General features: G+C 71.1%; 14 protein-coding genes and 1 tRNA gene. 7 read left to right on the top strand and 8 right to left on the bottom strand.

Annotation, left to right across the window (positions count from 1 at the left end):
* Both radA and CWC38_RS06510 read right to left on the bottom strand, forming a co-directional pair.
* Positions 1–1,380, bottom strand: a 1,380-nt coding sequence (gene radA, locus CWC38_RS06505; RefSeq protein WP_121845999.1) for a DNA repair protein RadA, incomplete at its 3' end; no start/stop codon positions are given.
* 192 nt (positions 1,381–1,572) lie between these two features.
* Positions 1,573–2,730, bottom strand: coding sequence for an FUSC family protein (locus tag CWC38_RS06510; protein ID WP_121846000.1), 1,158 nt, complete (start codon positions 2,728–2,730; stop codon positions 1,573–1,575).
* Between the two features lie 227 nt (positions 2,731–2,957).
* Here CWC38_RS06510 and pstS point away from each other — a divergent pair, with 227 nt between their 5' ends.
* From pstS to pstB, 4 genes are all read left to right on the top strand, one after another.
* Positions 2,958–4,064 (top strand): phosphate ABC transporter substrate-binding protein PstS, encoded by a 1,107-nt coding sequence (gene pstS, locus CWC38_RS06515; RefSeq protein ID WP_121846001.1) that lies wholly within the window; start codon positions 2,958–2,960, stop codon positions 4,062–4,064.
* Between the two features lie 147 nt (positions 4,065–4,211).
* A complete protein-coding gene (pstC, locus tag CWC38_RS06520; RefSeq protein WP_121846002.1) occupies positions 4,212–5,159 on the top strand; it encodes a phosphate ABC transporter permease subunit PstC in 948 nt (315 codons plus the stop codon).
* On the top strand, positions 5,159–6,277 hold the full coding sequence (gene pstA / locus CWC38_RS06525; RefSeq protein ID WP_121846003.1) for a phosphate ABC transporter permease PstA: 1,119 nt from the start codon (positions 5,159–5,161) through the stop codon (positions 6,275–6,277). Before pstC ends, pstA begins: the two co-directional genes overlap by 1 nt.
* Positions 6,278–6,310: 33 nt before the next feature.
* Positions 6,311–7,090 (top strand): phosphate ABC transporter ATP-binding protein PstB, encoded by a 780-nt coding sequence (pstB, locus tag CWC38_RS06530; RefSeq protein WP_121846004.1) that lies wholly within the window; start codon positions 6,311–6,313, stop codon positions 7,088–7,090.
* A gap of 105 nt (positions 7,091–7,195) precedes the next feature.
* Here the strand turns inward: pstB and CWC38_RS06535 are convergent, their stop codons facing one another.
* From CWC38_RS06535 to glsA, 4 genes are all read right to left on the bottom strand, one after another.
* Positions 7,196–8,227: an inorganic phosphate transporter gene (locus tag CWC38_RS06535; RefSeq protein ID WP_121846005.1), complete on the bottom strand. Its 1,032-nt coding sequence runs from the start codon at positions 8,225–8,227 to the stop codon at positions 7,196–7,198.
* Between the two features lie 6 nt (positions 8,228–8,233).
* Positions 8,234–8,851, bottom strand: a complete 618-nt coding sequence (locus CWC38_RS06540) for a hypothetical protein (RefSeq protein WP_121846006.1) — start codon at positions 8,849–8,851, stop codon at positions 8,234–8,236.
* A 248-nt stretch (positions 8,852–9,099) separates the two neighbouring features.
* A complete protein-coding gene (locus CWC38_RS06545; RefSeq protein ID WP_121846007.1) occupies positions 9,100–9,720 on the bottom strand; it encodes a hypothetical protein in 621 nt (206 codons plus the stop codon).
* A 219-nt stretch (positions 9,721–9,939) separates the two neighbouring features.
* A complete protein-coding gene (gene glsA, locus CWC38_RS06550; RefSeq protein WP_121846008.1) occupies positions 9,940–11,781 on the bottom strand; it encodes a glutaminase A in 1,842 nt (613 codons plus the stop codon).
* Positions 11,782–11,975: 194 nt separating this feature from the next.
* Here glsA and CWC38_RS06555 point away from each other — a divergent pair.
* Positions 11,976–12,048 (top strand) — tRNA-Lys (locus CWC38_RS06555).
* Between the two features lie 158 nt (positions 12,049–12,206).
* Here the strand turns inward: CWC38_RS06555 and CWC38_RS06560 are convergent.
* Positions 12,207–12,605, bottom strand: a complete 399-nt coding sequence (locus CWC38_RS06560) for an SRPBCC family protein (protein ID WP_121846009.1) — start codon at positions 12,603–12,605, stop codon at positions 12,207–12,209.
* A gap of 644 nt (positions 12,606–13,249) precedes the next feature.
* On the opposite strand from CWC38_RS06560, the gene CWC38_RS06565 reads away from it, so the two are divergent.
* Together CWC38_RS06565 and CWC38_RS06570 are read left to right on the top strand one after the other, a co-directional pair.
* Positions 13,250–15,406: a RecQ family ATP-dependent DNA helicase gene (locus CWC38_RS06565; protein ID WP_121846010.1), complete on the top strand. Its 2,157-nt coding sequence runs from the start codon at positions 13,250–13,252 to the stop codon at positions 15,404–15,406.
* 182 nt (positions 15,407–15,588) lie between these two features.
* Positions 15,589–16,728, top strand: a complete 1,140-nt coding sequence (locus CWC38_RS06570) for a glycosyltransferase family 2 protein (protein ID WP_121846011.1) — start codon at positions 15,589–15,591, stop codon at positions 16,726–16,728.
* Positions 16,729–16,743: 15 nt separating this feature from the next.
* Here CWC38_RS06570 and CWC38_RS06575 read toward each other — a convergent pair whose 3' ends face one another.
* Positions 16,744–18,246: a lipopolysaccharide biosynthesis protein gene (locus CWC38_RS06575; protein ID WP_121846012.1), complete on the bottom strand. Its 1,503-nt coding sequence runs from the start codon at positions 18,244–18,246 to the stop codon at positions 16,744–16,746.
* Between the last annotated feature and the right edge of the window lie 17 nt (positions 18,247–18,263).

Genomic DNA, 18,263 nt, shown 5'->3' on the forward strand with positions numbered 1-18,263 from the left:
GGGTGGGAAGAGCAGCTCCATGGCCTGGCCCACCGTGGTGACCTCCCGCACGGAGAACCCGGTCGGGATCTTTCCGGGACCGCTGGGGGAGGCGGGCACCACGGCGTGGGTGAAGCCGAGCCGGGCCACCTCCTGGATACGGCGGTTGATCTCCGGCACGGGCCGGACCTCCCCGGCCAGCCCGATCTCGCCGAAGCACACGAGGCGCTGCGGCAGCGGGCGGTCCTGGGCCGCCGAGGCCAGGGCCATGCACACCGCGAGGTCCGTGGCGGGTTCCGTGAGCCGCACACCGCCCACGGTGGACACGTAGCAGTCCATGGCTGCGAGGGCGACGCCCGCGCGGCGCTGCAGCACCGCGAGGAGCATGGCCACCCTGGAGCTGTCCAGCCCGGAGGTGGCCCGGCGGGGCTGCGCGGTGCTGGACCTGTCCAGCAGCGCCTGCACCTCGGCGAGCAGGGGGCGTCGCCCCTCCACGGTGACGCTCAGGCATGTGCCCGCCACCGGCACGGGCGTGCGCGAGACGAAGAGGCCGGAGGGGTCGGAGACGGAGCGGATGCCGTTCTCCTCGAGGTCGAAGCACCCCACCTCGTCCGTGGGCCCGAAACGGTTCTTCACGGCGCGCAGCAGCCGGATGCGCGAGTGCTTGTCCCCCTCGAACTGGCACACCACGTCCACCAGATGCTCCAGCAGTCGAGGCCCGGCGATCGAGCCCTCCTTGGTCACGTGGCCCACCAGCAGGGTGGTCATGTTCCGGGTCTTCGCGGCGTGGATGAGGCTCGCGGCCACCTCCCGCACCTGGCTCACACCACCGGCCGAGCCCTCGATCTCGGGGCTGGCCAGCGTCTGCACGGAGTCCACGACCAGCAGCTCCGGGGACAGCGCCTCCACCTGGGCGAGGGCGGCCGAGAGGTCCGACTCCGCCGCGAGGTAGAGGGAGTCCGAGAGCGCGTTGATCCGCTCCGCCCGCAGCTTCACCTGGGCCGCGGACTCCTCACCGGTCACGTACAGCACCGTGCGCGGGGACGCCCCGCCGGCGACCTTCGCGGCGGCGTCCAGCAGCAGCGTGGACTTGCCCACGCCGGGCTCTCCTGCCAGCAGGATCACCGCTCCGGGGACCAGTCCGCCCCCGAGCACGCGGTCCAGCTCCTGGACGTGGGTGGGGGTGAACTGCGCCACGGAGGAGTCCACTGCGGCAATGGGCTGCGCGGGTGCGGCCACCGTGCTCGCGGCCCGGGTGCGTCCCAGCTCGCGGTCCGAGCCCGTCTCCTGGACGGTGCCCCATGCCTGGCACTCCCCGCAGCGGCCCACCCACTTGGCCGTGGTCCAGCCGCACTCGGAGCAGCGGTAGGTGGTGGACTGCTTGCGGGTCTTGGTGGCCATGGCACCACGGTAGGCACCCGCTCCGACGCGCAGAAGCGGCCGGGAGCGACGTCGTGCGCGGCGGCGGGAGCCGGACCGCGCCGGGCACCGTGTCCCGCGCGGAACCGCGGCCACGGCGCGTCCAGGGCTCGGGCGCCGGTGCCGCAGGTCAGGGGTGGGGCGACGTCGCTTGGCGGCGTCCGCGGCCCGGGCTCAGCGCCGCTCGAGTGCGGGCAGGTGCCTGGCGGCCGCCTCGTGTGAGACCCCGGTGGCCTCGAGCAGGTCCACCACCATGGGCCGCAGCAGCAGCACGAGGGCCTCGCCCTCCATGGTGCGGATGCCCATGGCCCCCGGCTCCAGCCGCCCGGCCACCGAGAACAGCTCGTTGCGGGTCTGGCGCAGGTAGCTCTCCCGGCTCTGGGCGTGGCCCTCACCCAGGGCGTGCCCGAGGCTGAGGACGGCGTCGGAGAGGTCCGCGAGGGCCTCGGAGAGGGAGGTCACGGCGTCGTCGGCTAGGGTGACACGGTTGAGCACGGAGGCCAGGCGGCGCGCGAAGACCCGGGAGTTGCGCACCGCGAGGTCCAGGTACCGGGTGCTCTCCGCGAGGTCCTCGATCTCCCTGCGGTGGCGGCGGTACAGCGGGGACGCGTGCACGATCTCCTTGGAGCCGGTGAGACCCGTGCGCACCGAGTCCACGAGCGGCTGGGTCTGGCGCCCTCGCACCAGCGCGTGCCACGCGAGCCGGGAGTCCGTGTCCGCCACGGCCCGCGAGCAGTCCGAGAGCATCCGCGTGAACTCGCTGATCAGCGCGCTGAGGTCCTGACGGGGCTCACGGCGTGGGTCCTGGGGCACCACGTAGGCCAGCAGAAGGGCGCACAGGCACCCCACCACGGCGTCCAGGGAACGCGCGAACACGCCGTCCTGGGACGGGGGGAGCAGGACCACCAGGACGGACTGCAGGCCCATCTGCGTGGTGAAGATGGCGCCGTTGTCCAGGAACCGGGCCAGCAGCAGCGAGACCAGCAGCACCACGGCCGCCTGCCACTCCCCGGGGCCCAGCACGTGGATCAGCAGGTCCCCCATGACGATCCCGAGCGTGCAGCCGATCGAGACCTCCAGGACCCGCCGGTACCGCAGCCCGCCCTTGGCGTAGCCCAGGGAGACGAGGGCGGCGGTGGCCGCGAAGATGGGACCGTGGTGGCCCAGCACCCGCTCGGCGATGATGTAGGCGCCCACGGCGGCCACGGTCATCTGGACGGCCTGGAAGACTCCCGACGTCATGCGCGCCCAGCCGGTGCGGCTGCGGTGCGTGACGTGGGCGGTGGCACGACCGAGGCGGGAGCGGGCTGAAGCTGCTTCCGAGGACGCCATGTCCCCATCCTAGGCGCGCAAGGAGGGCGCCCTTCGCCCGGTGCGTGCGGCGGCCGTTGCCGGGGCCCGGCAGTTGTTAATCGCCCGTTCACCTTGGTGGCCGAATCTGGCAACATCCGGTGCCTACCGTGAGCGCGGGCGCGCTGCGAGTGCGGCGTCGACGAGCGCCGGGCTGCGGCGTCTCCCACCCACCGGATCCGCCGGTACACGCTTTCGAAGGAGAAACAGTGAAGGTTTCGCACGTCGGCCGTTCGGCCGCAGTTCTGGCCATTGGTGCCCTCGCCCTGACCGCTTGCGGTTCCGACAACCCCACGGGCAGCAGCGGTGGGGGCGGCGGCGAGAGCAGCGGTGTGAAGGGCACCCTCACCGGCGTGGGCGCCTCCTCCCAGCAGGCGGCGATGACCGCGTGGCAGAACGGTTTCCAGTCCTCCAACAGCGGCGCCACCATCCAGTACTCCCCGGACGGCTCCGGGGCCGGCCGCAAGGCCTTCCTGGCGGGCGGCGCGAACTTCGCCGGCTCGGACGCCTACCTCTCGGAGAAGGAGCTGCCGGAGGCCAAGAAGCAGTGCGGCGACGCCGGCGCCATGGACCTGCCCGTGTACGTCTCCCCGATCTCCGTGGCCTTCAACCTGCCCGGCGTGGAGTCCCTCAACCTGGACGCGCCCACCATTGCCAAGATCTTCAAGGGCGAGATCAAGAAGTGGAACGCCGAGGAGATCAAGAAGCAGAACCCGGACACCAAGCTTCCGGACACCGCGGTCACCGTGGTGCACCGCAGCGACGACTCCGGAACCACCGAGAACTTCACGGACTACCTCAGCAAGGCCGCTCCCCAGGACTGGACCGACGAGCCGGACCAGGCCTGGCCGTCCAAGTACGCCGCGGAGAACAACAAGGGCACCTCCGGCGTGGTCAAAACCACGTCCAGCACCGAGGGTGCGGTGACCTACGCCGACTCCTCCGCCGTGGGGAACCTGGGCACCGCGGCCATCAAGGTGGGCGACACGTACGTCAAGCACTCGCCCGAGGCCGCCTCGAAGGCCGTGGAGGTCTCCCAGCAGGTCGAGGGCCGTGGCGAGCACGACATGGCCATCGAGATCGCACGCGACACCAAGGAGGCGGACGCGTACCCGCTCGTGCTGGTGTCCTACCACATCGTGTGCTCCCAGTACGACTCCAAGGAGACCGCGGACCTCGTGAAGGCCTTCGAGTCCTACGTGATCTCCGAGGACGGCCAGAAGGCCGCAGCGGACTCCTCCGGCTCGGCTCCGCTGTCCCCGGCGCTGCGGGACAAGGCCAAGGCGGCCGTGGACACCATCTCCGCGAAGGGCTGATCCACCCCGGTCACCGTGAGTGCGGCGTCGGCGCGTTCTGAGCGCCGACGCCGCGCCCACGTCCGCGGCCGTTCCACCCGCGCCACGTCCTAGGCTGGACGATGGCCCTGCCCAGCGCTCACCCCACCCGTACGAAGGGACTGGTTCATGTCCACCACCGTCAGCACAGAGAAGCCGGGGACCTCGTCCTCGGCGGCCGGCCGTGCCGGTGACTCCGTCTTCTCCGGGCTCAGCCTGGCAGCCGGCATCCTGATCCTCGTGGTCCTCGCCGCCGTGGCGATGTTCCTGTTCCTGCAGGCGGTCCCCACGTTCACCGCCGCCCCCGGGGACGTGACGGGGGGCAAGGGCTTCTTCGCCTACATCTGGCCGCTCGTCGTGGGAACGCTGATCGCGGCTCTGATCGCCCTGCTCATCGCCACTCCGGTGGGGATCCTGGTGGCCCTCTACATCTCCCACTACGCACCGGCCAGGGTGGCCAAGCCCGTGGGGTACGTGATCGACCTGCTCGCGGCCATCCCGTCCGTGATCTACGGCGCGTGGGGTGCCACGGTGCTGGCCCCGGCGCTCGTCCCGCTGTACACCTGGCTCACCGGGTACCTGGGGTTCATCCCGTTCTTCGGCGGCCCCGCGTCCCAGACGGGAAAGACCATGCTCACCGCGGGCGTGGTGCTGGCCATCATGATCCTGCCGATCATCACCTCCATGTCCCGTGAGATCTTCACGCAGACGCCCAAGCTGCACGAGGAGGCCGCCCTGGCGCTCGGCGCCACGCGCTGGGAGATGATCCGGATGTCGGTCCTGCCGTTCGCGCGGCCCGGGATCATCTCCTCGATCATGCTGGCCCTGGGCCGTGCCCTCGGCGAGACGATGGCGGTGGCCCTGGTGCTCTCCACGGGCCCGCTGATCCCCTCGCTCATCAAGTCCGGCAACCAGACCATTGCCGCGGAGATCGCCCTGAACTTCCCCGAGGCCTACGGCCTGCGGATGTCCGAGCTGATCGCCGCCGGCCTCGTGCTGTTCCTCATCACCCTGGTGGTCAACATGATCGCTCGCGCCATCATCGCCCGCTACAAGGAATTCTCGGGAGCCAACTGATGTCCACCTCCACCAACTCTCCCGGCGTCTCACCCGTCCGCCAGTCCAAGCTCACCCGCGGGCAGCGCCCCAAGTGGCTGATCCCCGTGATCGGTGTGGCCGCGGTCGTGGCGGGGGCCGCGATCGCCTCGCTCATCGGCTTCAGCATCGCCCTCTGGGCGCTGTTCGCCGCGGTGATCTTCCTGGTCGTGGGGCCCCTCGCGGTGACCGCGGTCGAGGGGGGCCGCGCGGGTGCCGACTCCCTGATGACGTTCCTGGTCTACACGGCCTTCATCCTGGCCGTGATCCCCCTGGTCTCCGTGATCTGGACGGTGCTGGTGAACGGGGTCCCGGGCCTGACCGCGGACCTGCTCACCACGTCCATGAACGGTGTGACCGGCTTCCAGGACAACAAGGCCGGTGCTCCCGGCGAGGTGGTGGGCGGCGCTTACCACGCCATCGTGGGCACCGTCTCCATCACGTTCTGGGCCACGCTGATGTCCGTGCCCGTTGGACTGCTCACGGCCGTGTACCTCGTGGAGTACTCCCGCGGGGGCTGGCTGGGCAGGGCCATCACGTTCTTCGTGGACGTCATGACGGGCATCCCCTCCATCGTGGCGGGTCTGTTCGCGGCGGCGCTGTTCGGCATGGTCTTCGGTCCCTCCACCCGCACGGGGTTCGTCGCCGCGGTGGCGCTGACCGTGCTGATGATCCCCACGGTGGTCAAGAACACCGAGGAGATGCTGCGGATCGTGCCCAACGAGCTGCGCGAGGCGTCCTACGCGCTGGGTGTGCGCAAGTGGCGGACCATCCTCAAGGTGGTCATCCCCACTGCCATCTCCGGCATCGCCTCCGGCGTGACCCTCGCGATCGCCCGCGTGATCGGGGAGACCGCGCCGCTGCTGGTCACGGCGGGCTTCGCCACGGCCATCAACTGGAACTCGTTCTCCGGCTGGATGACCACGCTGCCCACGTTCATCTACTACCAGATCATGAACCCCACCTCGCCCACGAACCCGGACCCCTCCCTGCAGCGGGCCTGGGCCGCAGCGCTGATCCTCATCGTGATCGTGATGCTGCTCAACCTCGTGGCGCGCCTGATCGCCCGGGCGTTCGCTCCCAAGACCGCCGGCCGCTGAGCGCCGACCGACCTGACCGAAGGACAAAGAACCATGTCGAAACGCATCGACGTCGAACACCTCAACGTCTACTACGGGGACTTCCTGGCGGTCCAGGACGTCAGCATGAACATCGAGCCCCGCTCCGTGACGGCGTTCATCGGACCCTCGGGCTGCGGCAAGTCCACCTTCCTGCGCACGCTGAACCGCATGCACGAGGTGATCCCGGGGGCGTACGCCGAGGGCAAGGTGCTGCTGGACGGCGACGACCTGTACGGCAAGGGCGTGGACCCGGTGACCGTGCGCTCCATGGTGGGCATGGTGTTCCAGCGCCCCAACCCGTTCCCCACCATGTCCATCCGGGACAACGTGCTCGCCGGGGTGAAGCTCAACAACAAGCGGATCTCCAGCAGCGAGGCGGACGAGCTCGTGGAGAGCTCCTTGCGCGGCGCGAACCTGTGGAACGAGGTCAAGGACCGGCTCAACAAGCCCGGCTCCGGCCTCTCCGGCGGACAGCAGCAACGACTGTGCATTGCCCGCGCCATTGCGGTGAAACCGGAGGTGATCCTCATGGACGAGCCCTGCTCCGCGCTGGACCCCATCTCCACACTCGCGATCGAGGATCTCATCAACGAGATCAAGACCGACTACACCGTGGTGATCGTGACCCACAACATGCAGCAGGCCTCACGCGTCTCGGACAAGACCGCGTTCTTCAACATCGAGGGCACGGGCAAGCCGGGCCGTCTGATCGAGTACGCGCCCACGTCCGAGATCTTCAACACCCCGCAGAAGAAGGAGACCGAGGACTACGTCTCCGGCCGCTTCGGCTGATAAGCCCGCCTCCGGGTCGAGAGCACGCCAGGCGGGCCGCCCGCCACGACGACGCCACCGCGGGGACCTCGCGGTGGCGTCGTCGTGGGCCGGCGAGAACGGAACTCAGGCCGCGGGCGCCGGGACGAGCGGGGAGACGGCCAGGAAGAGGACCGCGGAGACCAGCCCGCAGACGGGCACCGTGACCAGCCACGTGGCGATCACGCGCAGCAGGGTGGCGTGGTAGACGGTGCGGAAGCGCTGGGCGGAACCGGCCCCCAGAATGGCCGCGGTGCTCGTCTGGGAGCTGGACAGCGGGATGGGGGAGAGGAAGCCGCCCACGAACAGCAGGGCGCCGGAGACCGTCTGCGCCACGGCACCGCGCAGCGGGTCCAGGGAGACCACCCGCGAGGACAGCGTGTAGGCGATCCGCCAGCCACCCAGCAGCGTCCCGAACGCAAGGCACAGCCCCACCACCACCGGCAGCCACACGGGGATGCTCTCCCGGGAGAACCCGGCGCCCACCGTGAGCAGCAGGACGAGCATGATCCACAGGGTGCGCCGGGCGTGCTGGATGCCGTGGCCGAAGTGGATCGCGGCGGCCCCGGTGGCCTGCACCACGCCCGCACGGAAGTTCACGCGACCCGGGGTCTCGTGCTGGAGCAGGTGCACCAGGGGAACGACCGCCACGAAGGCCAGGCCGAAGGCGATCACGGGTGCCACGAGCATGGGGACCAGGATGTGCCACGAGAAGTAGGGGCCCAGGGGCAGCTGGTTCTGGTGCAGGTCCACGGCGCGCGCGCCCAGCAGCGCACCGACCGCCGCACCGCCGAAGGCGGCGGTGGAGGAGGACGGCATGCGCCACCACCAGGTGAGCAGGTCCCAGCCGACTGCCGTGACCAGGGCGCACAGCAGCACCACGGTGCCCACGGTGTCGAGTGGCACGGGGATCTCGAAGGTGATCATCCGGTGCAGCACCAGCCCCACCACCAGGGCCCCCGCGAAGTTGAACACCGCACCCAGCCACAGGGCCACCCGGGGTGTGAGGGCGTTGAACCGCACGGGCAGGGCCACCGCGTTGGACGCGTCGTGGAAACCGTTGACCACGGTGAACACCAGGGTCAGGGCAATGCCCACGAAGGCCAGGACGTCGGTCATGACGTGTCAGTACTCCGTCACGAGGATCCGGCCCACCTCGGCGGAGACCTGCCCGAGCGCCGCGGCGGCGTCGAAGAGCTGCTGGGCGGTGTCCATGCGGCGGATGGCCTGGCCGGGCTTGAAGTTCTCCAGCAGCTCAGCCCGGTAGGTGCGCTGGGTGCGCTCGGCCTGGCGGGTCAGGCGCATCATCTCGAACCAGTAGTCGTCCAGCTCGTCGAGCCTCGAGAGACGCCCCATGGCCTTGCTGGTCATGTGAGCCATGTGCTGGATGACCGCGAGCTGCTCGGTGGCGTGGGAGCTGGGGCGCTCCACCCGGTACTGCCGGTGCAGCTCCGCGCACCCCACGAGGCCCTGGACGGCACGCAGCAACCAGTGCCCCAGGATGTAGAGGTCCTGGCGGGGGATGGGGACCACGTAGGAGGAACGGGTGGTGGTCATGAGGGAGAAGTACAGGTTGGTGCACTGGTCCTCGGTGTCCAGCAGCTGTGTGATGGGCTGCTCCCACACCTTCTCCACCGAGCCGATGTGCTCGGAGAGCTGCTCCACGGCGGAGATCACGCACTGGGACATCTGCACCAGCAGATCCGTGACGCGCTCGTCCTCCGGGAAGATGCGAAAGGCCATCCGTGCGTCCTCCGGGTTCACGTGCCGTTCAGGTTCGGCGTCATGCTACCGAACAAAGGTGAACCGGGCGGACGGAACACGGGGCGGGGGAGGGGGCGGTGCCGGACCGGGAGCGCCTCTCGGCGGAAGGCCGCTCGTAGCGGCTAAATGATGGAGCCCGGGGCTGCCACGGCCCGACACCTGCCAGAGATTCTACCGCCGGGCCCCCGGTCGGCTCCAACCCGGATCGCCCCGCGCCTCGGCCGGGATCACTCCAGGTGCCCGCGGCGCCACTGCTCGGCGGCGGCCTCGAGCTCCTCGGCGGTGCGCAGCAGACGCGGAATCCGCTCCCAGGGGTCCCGGGTGCGCAGCCCGGCCACGTCCAGGGTGCGCTCCTGGCCCACGGCGATGACCCGGCAGAACGCCGCGAAACGCTCCAGGGCGACGTCGAACTCACCGTGGAACGCGCCGGAGAGGATGGTGTCCGCGACCTCGCAGATCTCTTCCGCGCCCGGCGGGTCCGCGACCCCGGCCACCACGTGCGAGACCTGGGCGGCGTGGCGGCCGGCCGCGAACCAGCGGCTCATGCGCCAGGGATCGGTGCGGGCGGCCGCGCGCAGGGCGTACAGGCGCCAGAGAGCGCCGGGCAGGGAGAGCGCGGGGGCCTCGGCCCACAGCTCCGCGATCCCCTCGAGCCCCTGCTCGTCCGTGAGCCGCACGAGGCGTTCGCGCACCTCGGGGTCCCGTGAGCGCCGTCCCCGCGAGACCAGGGCCTGGGCCGCCAGGTGGGCGGCCTCGGACACGCGCGCGGGGTCCGTCCCGCCCTCGTGGGCCTCGAACTTCTCGGGGGAGAACTTCACGGGTGAGTGGTGGGTGCGGCGTTCGGGCATGCGCCCGAGTGTACGCCGGGGCCACGGCACCGTTCCGAGGGCGCTGTTCGTCCACAGCGGGGCACGACGGCGCTCGGCGCGGACCGTGCCCAGCGTCCCCCGGCAGTGGGCCGGGGTGCAGCGCGGTGGAGGGCGCGGCCGGACCGACCCCGGACCGGGCTGCCCGGAAGCTCCCGGCGACTGGCGCGTGGGGGAGACCGGGCTGCGTCGTCGTCCCGGTCAGTCCGCCGTGTAGGTCTCCCCGGCCTGCTGCCGCCACCGCTCCTCGATGCGGAGCATCGCCTGCTTGCTCACCGCACGCCACCAGCGCAGGGCCAGGCGGGGATCCTCCTCCTCGATGCTCGCAATGGCCTCCGGGGAGAGCCGGTGCGCGGTCACACGGGTCAGTGCCGTGAAACTCACCTGGTAGCGCAGCTCGGTGCCCAGGGCGATCTCGCCGAAGCTCATGCCGGGGCCGATCACCTCGAGCTCCACGCGGTCCCCCTGCGGGGAGCGGCGGGAGACCTCCACGCTGCCGGAGGTCACCATGAACACGCCGTGGAACTTCTGGCCCGTGCGCAGCAGCGTGCTCCCGGCATCCCACTCCACCGCCTCGGTGTGCTCGCGGATCCGGCGGATGTCCTCCTCGTCCAGCGTGCTCAGCAGCTCCGAACGGGTGGAGTGGACCCGGTCCGGCATGCACCCGGGGTCCCCGAACTGCTCCAGGATCCGGTCCTCGGCCCAGGTGAGCGCCTCGGCACGCGTGGCGAACACGGTCAGGGGGTGCTCCATGCCGCGGGTGTGCTCGTTGGACTTCTCCGCGATGAGCACCATGTGGTGGCCCGTGCTCTCCACCTGTTCCGCGGTGCGGGCGAGCATGGGGATCACGAAGCGGGACATGTCGTCCACCTGGCGGATGTCCACCAGCACGTAGTTGGAGCGACGGGCGGCGTCGCGCACCGTGCGCACCGCGGTCTCGGCGCCCGCGAAGCGCAGGTCCCCCTGCAGCTCGATGATCCGTGCGTCCTCGCCGTGGCGCTCCAGGATCTCCGCGGCCGCCTCGTTGCGGCGCACCAGGGACGGTGCCTCCGCCAGCGTGTACTCGGAGCGCACCGTGGAGTGACCGTTGCGCTCCGTGCGGGCGAAGTGCAGGTCCAGGTCCCGGGTGAGCCGCTCGCACGCCGCCACGCCTCGCACCGAGTTCCCGTGGCGGTCCAGCGGCGGGGAGAACACTGCCACCGCGAGCTGGCCGGGCAGCACGGCCACCACACCGCCGCTCACCCCGGACTTGGCGGGCAGCCCCACGCGCAGGGCCCAGCGTCCGGCGTCGTCGTACATCCCGCACGTGCTCATCACCGAGAGCACGTCCGAAACCACCTCGGGCTCCAGGACGCGCTCGCCGGTCACGGGATTGCGGCCGCCCGCGGCAAGGGTGGCGCCCATGCGGGCGAGGTCCACGCAGTTGAGCATCACGGCGCACTGGCCGAAGTAGTCGTCGAGCGCCCCCGTGGGGTCCCCCTCGATGATCCCGCGGGAGGCCAGCAGCCAGCCCAGCGCGCGGTTGCGGTCCCCGGCACGGCGCTCCTGGGCCTGGACGTTCTTGTTCACCCGCAGCCGGCGCCCGGCGCACTTGGAGTAGAGCCGCAGGATCCGCTCCATGCGGGTGCCGTGGGAGGTGTTGCGCACCAGGGAGGTGGCCGCGATCGCGCCGGCGTTGATCATGGGGTTGGAGGGGCGCCCGGTGTCCGGCTGCAGGGAGATCTCGTTGAAGGCGTCCCCGCTGGGCTCCACGTCGATCTTCTCGAACACGCCGTCCAGGCCCCGGTCCGTGAGCGCCTGGGCGTAGGTGAACGCCTTGGAGATGGACTGGATGCAGAACTCGTGCCTGGTGTCCCCGGCCTGGTAGAGCGCGCCGTCCACCGTGGCCACGGCGATCCCGACGGTGGCGGGGTCCGCGTTCGCGAGCTCGGGGATCGAGGAGTTCACCGCACCGCCCTCCACGGACCGCAGGTCCGCCACGACGTCGCGCAGGTACTCCGTGACGGGGGAGGGACCCAGCTTGGACAGGGGAACGGTGCTCATGGGGCTTTCCTCGGGGATCGGGCGGGCCCTGCCGGGCGGCAGGCTCTCAGCCGTCCACGGTGCGGGTTTCTCGACCACCAGGGTCCCACACCAGCGCCGCTCGGCCCGCCCCGTGCGGGACCCCTCGCGGGATGGCGATGGTCCCGGCCTGCGGTAGAGTGGCCGTGCTCGTCCGCGGGACTCCGCGAGAGCACGCGCCTTTAGCTCAGTTGGTAGAGCAGTGGACTTTTAATCCATGGGTCGTGGGTTCGAGCCCCACAGGGCGCACTCCCCATCCCGCTCCGGTGCCCGCCGGGGCGGGATGCTTCGTGTCCGGGCGAGGCGGTGTCCCGCTCCGCTGCCTCAGAACCGTTCTCCGAAAAGCTCTCCACCCGGCGCACGTCCTCGTCCCCTGGTGCCGACGACGCCGCCGCGTCCCCGGTGCGTCACCGCCCGCCGGACACGTGGACCAGCCGGGAGAGCGCCCACCCCATGAGCGGGCGGTAGGCCGTGAGCACCAGCGCCGGGCCGTGGATCCGGATGCTCGCGCGGGTGCCGCCGTCCGAGGCGGGAGCGACGTCGTGCTCCAGCAGCAGGCGCACAGGGCCGACCCCCACGCGCCAGGACCACGAGCGTCGTGCGGGGTCCACGGCGAGGATGCGGAAGTGGACCGGCAGCACGCCCGCGGCGGTGACGGTTCCGGTGGCACCGGGGGAGAGCACCGGGGAGTCCGCGTCCACGCGTGTCAGGTGCGGTGCCCACTCCGTCCACAGGGGGAGCCAGAGGTAGTGCCGCCACACGTCGCGCGGGTCGGCGGAGCCCCTGCGGGCCACGGTCATCTCCATGGCGTCAGTGTGCCCGAGGAGCCGCGCTGGAACCAGCCGCCCGGGCGCGCTGCCGGCGCAGGCGGGGCTGTCCCCACTTTGCGCTACGAGCTTGGGGGGTCCGAGGTGGAGCGGGCGGCCTGCGTGCTTCGGAAAACCGCTCTGACCTGGGAAAACATGAGAAGAGGTCGGCTTGTCCACATAATGGTGTCGCGGCGGCGGTGCCCGGGGGCGCGGTAGAAATCCCTGCGGCACCGTGCCAGCATGAAGACATCGCAACACGGGGATCGGCGGTGCTGCGCGGCCATGACCGGGGGGAACACGGGCCGTGCGCACCGCAGCCGGGGCGAACGCCGCCCACGCTGGGGGGCGTGGTCTGTTCGCACCATCCCGTGAGGCGTTGAGTCGGAGCCCGTGCCGGGGGGCACGAGCTCCGAGCGGATCTGATCCGCGCCGGTTGCCGGCGTGTGCGTCCGCTGTGCCGAGAGGTGTCCTTCGGGGGAAGGGTGCCGGGTGCAGCGGGCGCATCACGTTAACCCACCGGCCGGTGCCCGTGACCGCGTTCCGCCGCCCGTAACCCGCCAGTCGCGATGTCCGTGCGTGGCGCCATCCACAACCACAGCACAGGCCTTCTGCGTGTCCGAGGCCCCTGGGACACTCGGAGCATGACCGAGCCCTCGAACGCCGCCGCCCCCTCCCTGCGATCCCGAGCCCTGGAGCACCTGCGCGCGCTCACGGGCAGTCCCGCCGCGGACTTCCACCCGGGACAGTTCGAGGCCGTCTCCGCGCTCGTGGAGGACCACCGCCGCGCGCTAGTGGTGCAGCGCACCGGCTGGGGCAAGTCCGCGGTGTACTTCCTCTCCGCGCTGCTCATGCGGGCGCAGGGGTACGGTCCCACCCTGATCATCTCGCCGCTGCTGGCGCTGATGCGGGACCAGGTGGCCGCCGCCCAGCGGGCGGGAGTGCGGGCCGCGGCCATCTCTTCCGCGAACCCCACCGAGTGGTCGGAGATCTCCGCCGCCCTGGACCGCGGTGAGCTGGATGTCCTGCTCGTGTCCCCGGAGCGGCTCAACAACCCCCGGTTCCGGGAGGAGCAGCTGCCCCGGCTGATGTCCGAGCTGGGCCTGCTGGTGGTGGACGAGGCCCACTGCATCTCGGACTGGGGCCACGACTTCCGCCCGGACTACCGGCGGATCAAGGACATGCTCGCACAGCTGCCGGACTCCGTGGCGGTGCTGGCCACCACGGCCACCGCGAACGAGCGGGTGATCGAGGACGTCCGGGAGCAGCTGGGAGTGGGGTCGGGCTACTGCGGGGAGGTGTTCACGCTGCGGGGCCCGCTGTCCCGCAACTCCCTGCGGCTCGGTGTCCTCCGGCTGCCGTCCACGTCCGTGCGGCTCGCGTGGCTGCTGGAGCACCTGAAGCAGCTGCCCGGCAGCGGGATCGTCTACGCCCTCACCATCGGCGCGGCGGAGGACACCGCCCAGGCTCTCACGGACGCCGGGCACCGGGTGGCCGCGTACACGGGACGCACGGACGCCGCGGGGCGTGAGGAGCTGGAGGCGGCCCTGAAGGAGAACCAGGTCAAGGCCCTCGTGGCCACCTCGGCGCTGGGCATGGGTTTCGACAAACCGGACCTCGGCTTCGTGGTCCATCTCGGTGCGCCGTCCTCGCCCGTGGCCTACTACCAGCAGGTGGGCCGTGCAGGGCGCGCCACGGACAGCGCGGACGTCCTCCTGCTGCCGGGGCGCGAGGACCGGGAGATCTGGGAGTACTTCGCCACGGCGTCCATGCCCACGCAGGACAAGGCCACCGCAGTGCTCACGGCGCTCGCGGAGCACGGCGGGCCGCTCTCGGTGGCGGCGCTGGAGCCCCGGGTCAACATCAAGCGTTCTCCACTGGAGCTGCTCCTCAAGGTCCTCGCGGTGGACGGTGCCGTGGAACGGGTGGGCGGGGGCTGGCAGTCCACGGGCCGGCCGTGGGAGTACGACGCCGCCCGGTACGAGCGCGTGAGCGCGGCCAGGACCGCGGAGCAGCAAGCCATGCTCGACTACCAGACCACGGACGAGTGCCGCATGCAGTTCCTCACCCGGCTGCTGGACGACGCCACTGCGGAGCCCTGCGGCCGGTGCGACGTGTGCGCGGGAGCCTGGTACCCCACGGACGTCCCCTCGGAGGCCTCCGACGCCGCGGCCGCCGCCCTGCACCGGGCGGGGGTTCCCCTGGAGCCCAGGGCGCAGTGGCCCACCGGGATGGACCGGCTGGGCATCCAGGTCAAGGGCAAGATCCCGGAGACGGAGCGTGCCGAACGGGGGCGTGCCCTGGCCCGTCTCACCGATCTCGGGTGGGGCCAGCGGCTGCGGGAGACGCTGCGCACGGACGAGGGTGGGAACCCCGTGGACGCCGAGGTCACCGCAGACCTGGGGCGGGCCTGTCTCACGGTGCTGGCGCAGTGGGACTGGCGTGAGCGGCCCACGGCGGTCGTGGCCATGCCGTCCCTGTCCCGGCCGCGCCTCGTGGGCTCCCTCGCACGCGGCATCGCCTCCGCGGGACACCTCCCGTACTGGGGCGCACTGGAGCTCAACCCGGACGTGCCCCGTGGCTCGCACGGCGGCAACAGCGCCTACCGGCTCGCCGAGGTGTGGGACCGCTTCGTGGTGGGTCCGGACCTCGCTGCGCAGGTGGCGGCCGCCCCACGCGCGAGCGTGCTGCTGGTGGACGACCTCGTGGACAGCCGCTGGAGCCTCACCGTGGCGGCACGTCAGCTGCGCCGTGCGAGGGCCGAGGCCGTCCTGCCGTTCGTGCTCGCGGCACAGGGGTAGAGCACCGACGCCCTCCGGGCGGGCGCCTCTGCGTGGTGGCCCGTGCTCGGACGTCACTGCGCGCCGTCCTCCTGCGGCAGCCGCGGCGGCCGAGGGGTGGCCGTGGGCCCGCTACGGACCCGGTGACCGGTGGTCGGGGGCGTGCGGTCTCCTCTGCACGCCTGTGATTTATCGTGGGCACCATGGACGATCTCCTGACCCCGCCCCTCGTGGACATCGTGATTCCGGTGCACTCCACCGCCCGACCGCTCGAACGAGCCGTGCGTTCCGCGCTGCGCGCCAGCGAGGGTGCAGGCCCGGGACAGTGCCGTGTCCTCGTGGTGGCGCACCACCTGCGCGAGCGGGAGGTCCTCGCCATGCTGCCCGAGTCCCTGCGGGCCGCCGTGACGGTCTTCGAGTGCGAGAACCGCGGAAGCACCGCCGCGGTGCCCCGCAACGAGGCACTGCGCAGGAGCACCGCCCGCTACGTGAGCTTCCTGGACAGCGACGACACCCTGGACCCGGGGGCGGTCACCCGGTGGCTGGGCATCGCGGAGCGCCGGGGCAGCGACCTCGTGATCCCGTTCCAGCACCACGAGGCCGCCCGGGTGGACATCACCCCCATCATCCGGCCTTTCCGATCTGCTCGTCTGGATCCGGTCAAGGACCGGCTGGGGTACCGGAGCACGTGCTTTGGTCTGGTGCGGACAGCCGCTGCCAGGAGTGCTGGCGCGCTTTTCGACGAGGAGGTTCGGACGGGAGAGGACCAGGCGTTCGTGGTGGCCCTCTACTCGGCCGCCCAGCGCATCGACTACGCGCCGGGCCTGCCGGGTTACTTCATGCGGGACGATGCCGAGACCCGAGTGTCGACCCAGCCGTTCTCCGTGCGGGAGACCACGGCGGCGGTGTCCCGGCTGCGCAGGCACACGTGGTTCGCGGGACTGCCCCCTGAGCTGCGGGCATCACTTGCTCTCAAGTACCTGCGGGTCAACGTCCTTCCCGGCGCGGACACCGTGCTGCGAGCTGGGACGTGGGGCCCCGGGAGCGTCGAGGACGCGCTCGCCGCTGTCCAGGATCTCCTGGCCTTTGCGCCCCACGTCGAGGATCGGCTGTCGTCGGCTGATCGGAAGGCGGTCGCCCTGTTGCGGGCCTCCGCGGGAGCCGAGGAACTCCGCCACGCGCTTGCCGAGCGTCGCGCGTTCGCATCGCCCGGTGCACTGCTGACCCGCAACGTGCGGTGGGTTCTGGACCGACAGAGCCCGCTGCGAATTGCCGCGGCGAGCGCAGCGCAGATGGCCCGCTACGAATTCGGAAGGCGCCGCCAGGCGCAGCGCCGTGCGTGAGAAGCCCGGCAGGGGTCAGGGCTGACGGAAACGGCGTCGCAGCCCGGCCACACGGGGAGCGAGGTCCCGCCAGGAGATGAGGCACCATGCGGCCAGGAAGGCCACGGTGGCAAGGATCGTGGTGGTGATCCCGGGGTCCGCGGCGACCCACCACAGGCCCCCGAGCACCAGGGCGTACCCCGTCGCGACCCGGAGCATGAGCCCGCCCCAGGACATGCGGTCGTGGACCCACACGATGACCAGCGGTCCCAGGGAGCTGACGAGGCACCCCACCAGGTATCCGAGTGCTGCGGACATGATCCCCAGCCTCGGCCCCCACCACACGATCGTGGTGACGCCCAGGAGCAGACCCACGGCGTTGCAGGCGGCCAGAGCGCGCACGCCCCAGCTCTCGCCCCCGTTGAGCCGGGAGTTGGAGGCATTGAAGCTCGTGGCTGACACGGCGAAGAACAGCACCACCAGCAGCGGGGCGGCCTGGGTGAACTCGTCCGCCCGGGCGCTGTAGAGCAGCTGGATGACGGGCTGCGCCCAGAGGATTCCCACCCCGAACACCGGCAGGAACACCAGCACCATGATCCGCAGGATCGAGTCGAGCTGGCGGCGCATGCCCTGGTGATCCCCTGCGGTGAACATGCGGGCCACTGCGGGGGCGAGTGCCACGAGCATGGAGGAGGACAGCATGCTCGCCGGAGTGGCGATGCTGACCGCCGCGGAGTACTGCCCCACGGCCGCGGGGGTGTCGTAGTGCTTGCCGAGGATCATGGACAGCTGCAGCAGCCCGGATGCGGTGAGGATGTTGACGGCGGCCCACCCGGTGAACACGTTGATCTCGCGCTTGAGGGCCGTGGGCAGCGGCCCGCCGGAGACGCGGGGCCAGCTGGGAATGGCGTAGAGCAGGTAGCCCACGCTCAGGGGAACCAGCAGCAGCGGGGTGAACCCTCCCAGGAGCACCACCAGCAGCAGGGTGAGCGTCACGCCGGAACTGATGCAGTCCCACACGGCGGTGGTCACGAACTGGTTGTTGCCCGTGCGCACGCCGCGCACGAAGTTGTACGCGGAGAGGGCGATCACCAGCAGGCCGCACGAGAGCGCGTAGCTCAGGGGCAGGTGCAGCGACCGGGTGGCGACCACCACGGCCACCACGGAGAGCAGCGCGGTGGCCAGCGCCGCCGAGCGGGAGGTGTACACCGCCACGGAGAGCTGCTCGTCACGGTGCTGCTGCCCGCGTGCCATGGCGATGAACTTGGACGTCGCGTTCCCGGAGGCCTGGGGCCACAGGAGCACCAGGAACAGCGCCAGGGAGATCGCCAGGTTGACCTGCCCCAGGACCTCGCTGCCCAGGATGTTGCCAATCAGCAGGCTGTACCCGAAGCGGGAGAGGCCTTGCACGAACACGGCCACCACGGTCAGCGCGAACGAGGACCCGATGGGGTTGTCCTTGTTCTCGTGGTTGGGGGGAGGGAAAAGAATCCTGCGCCATCGGCCGGCGGGATGGGGCGCTGCGGTGGACGTGCTCATCACGAGGAGTCTAGGTC

This window comes from Kocuria tytonicola (genome assembly GCF_003687455.1).
GTDB lineage: Bacteria > Actinomycetota > Actinomycetes > Actinomycetales > Micrococcaceae > Kocuria > Kocuria tytonicola.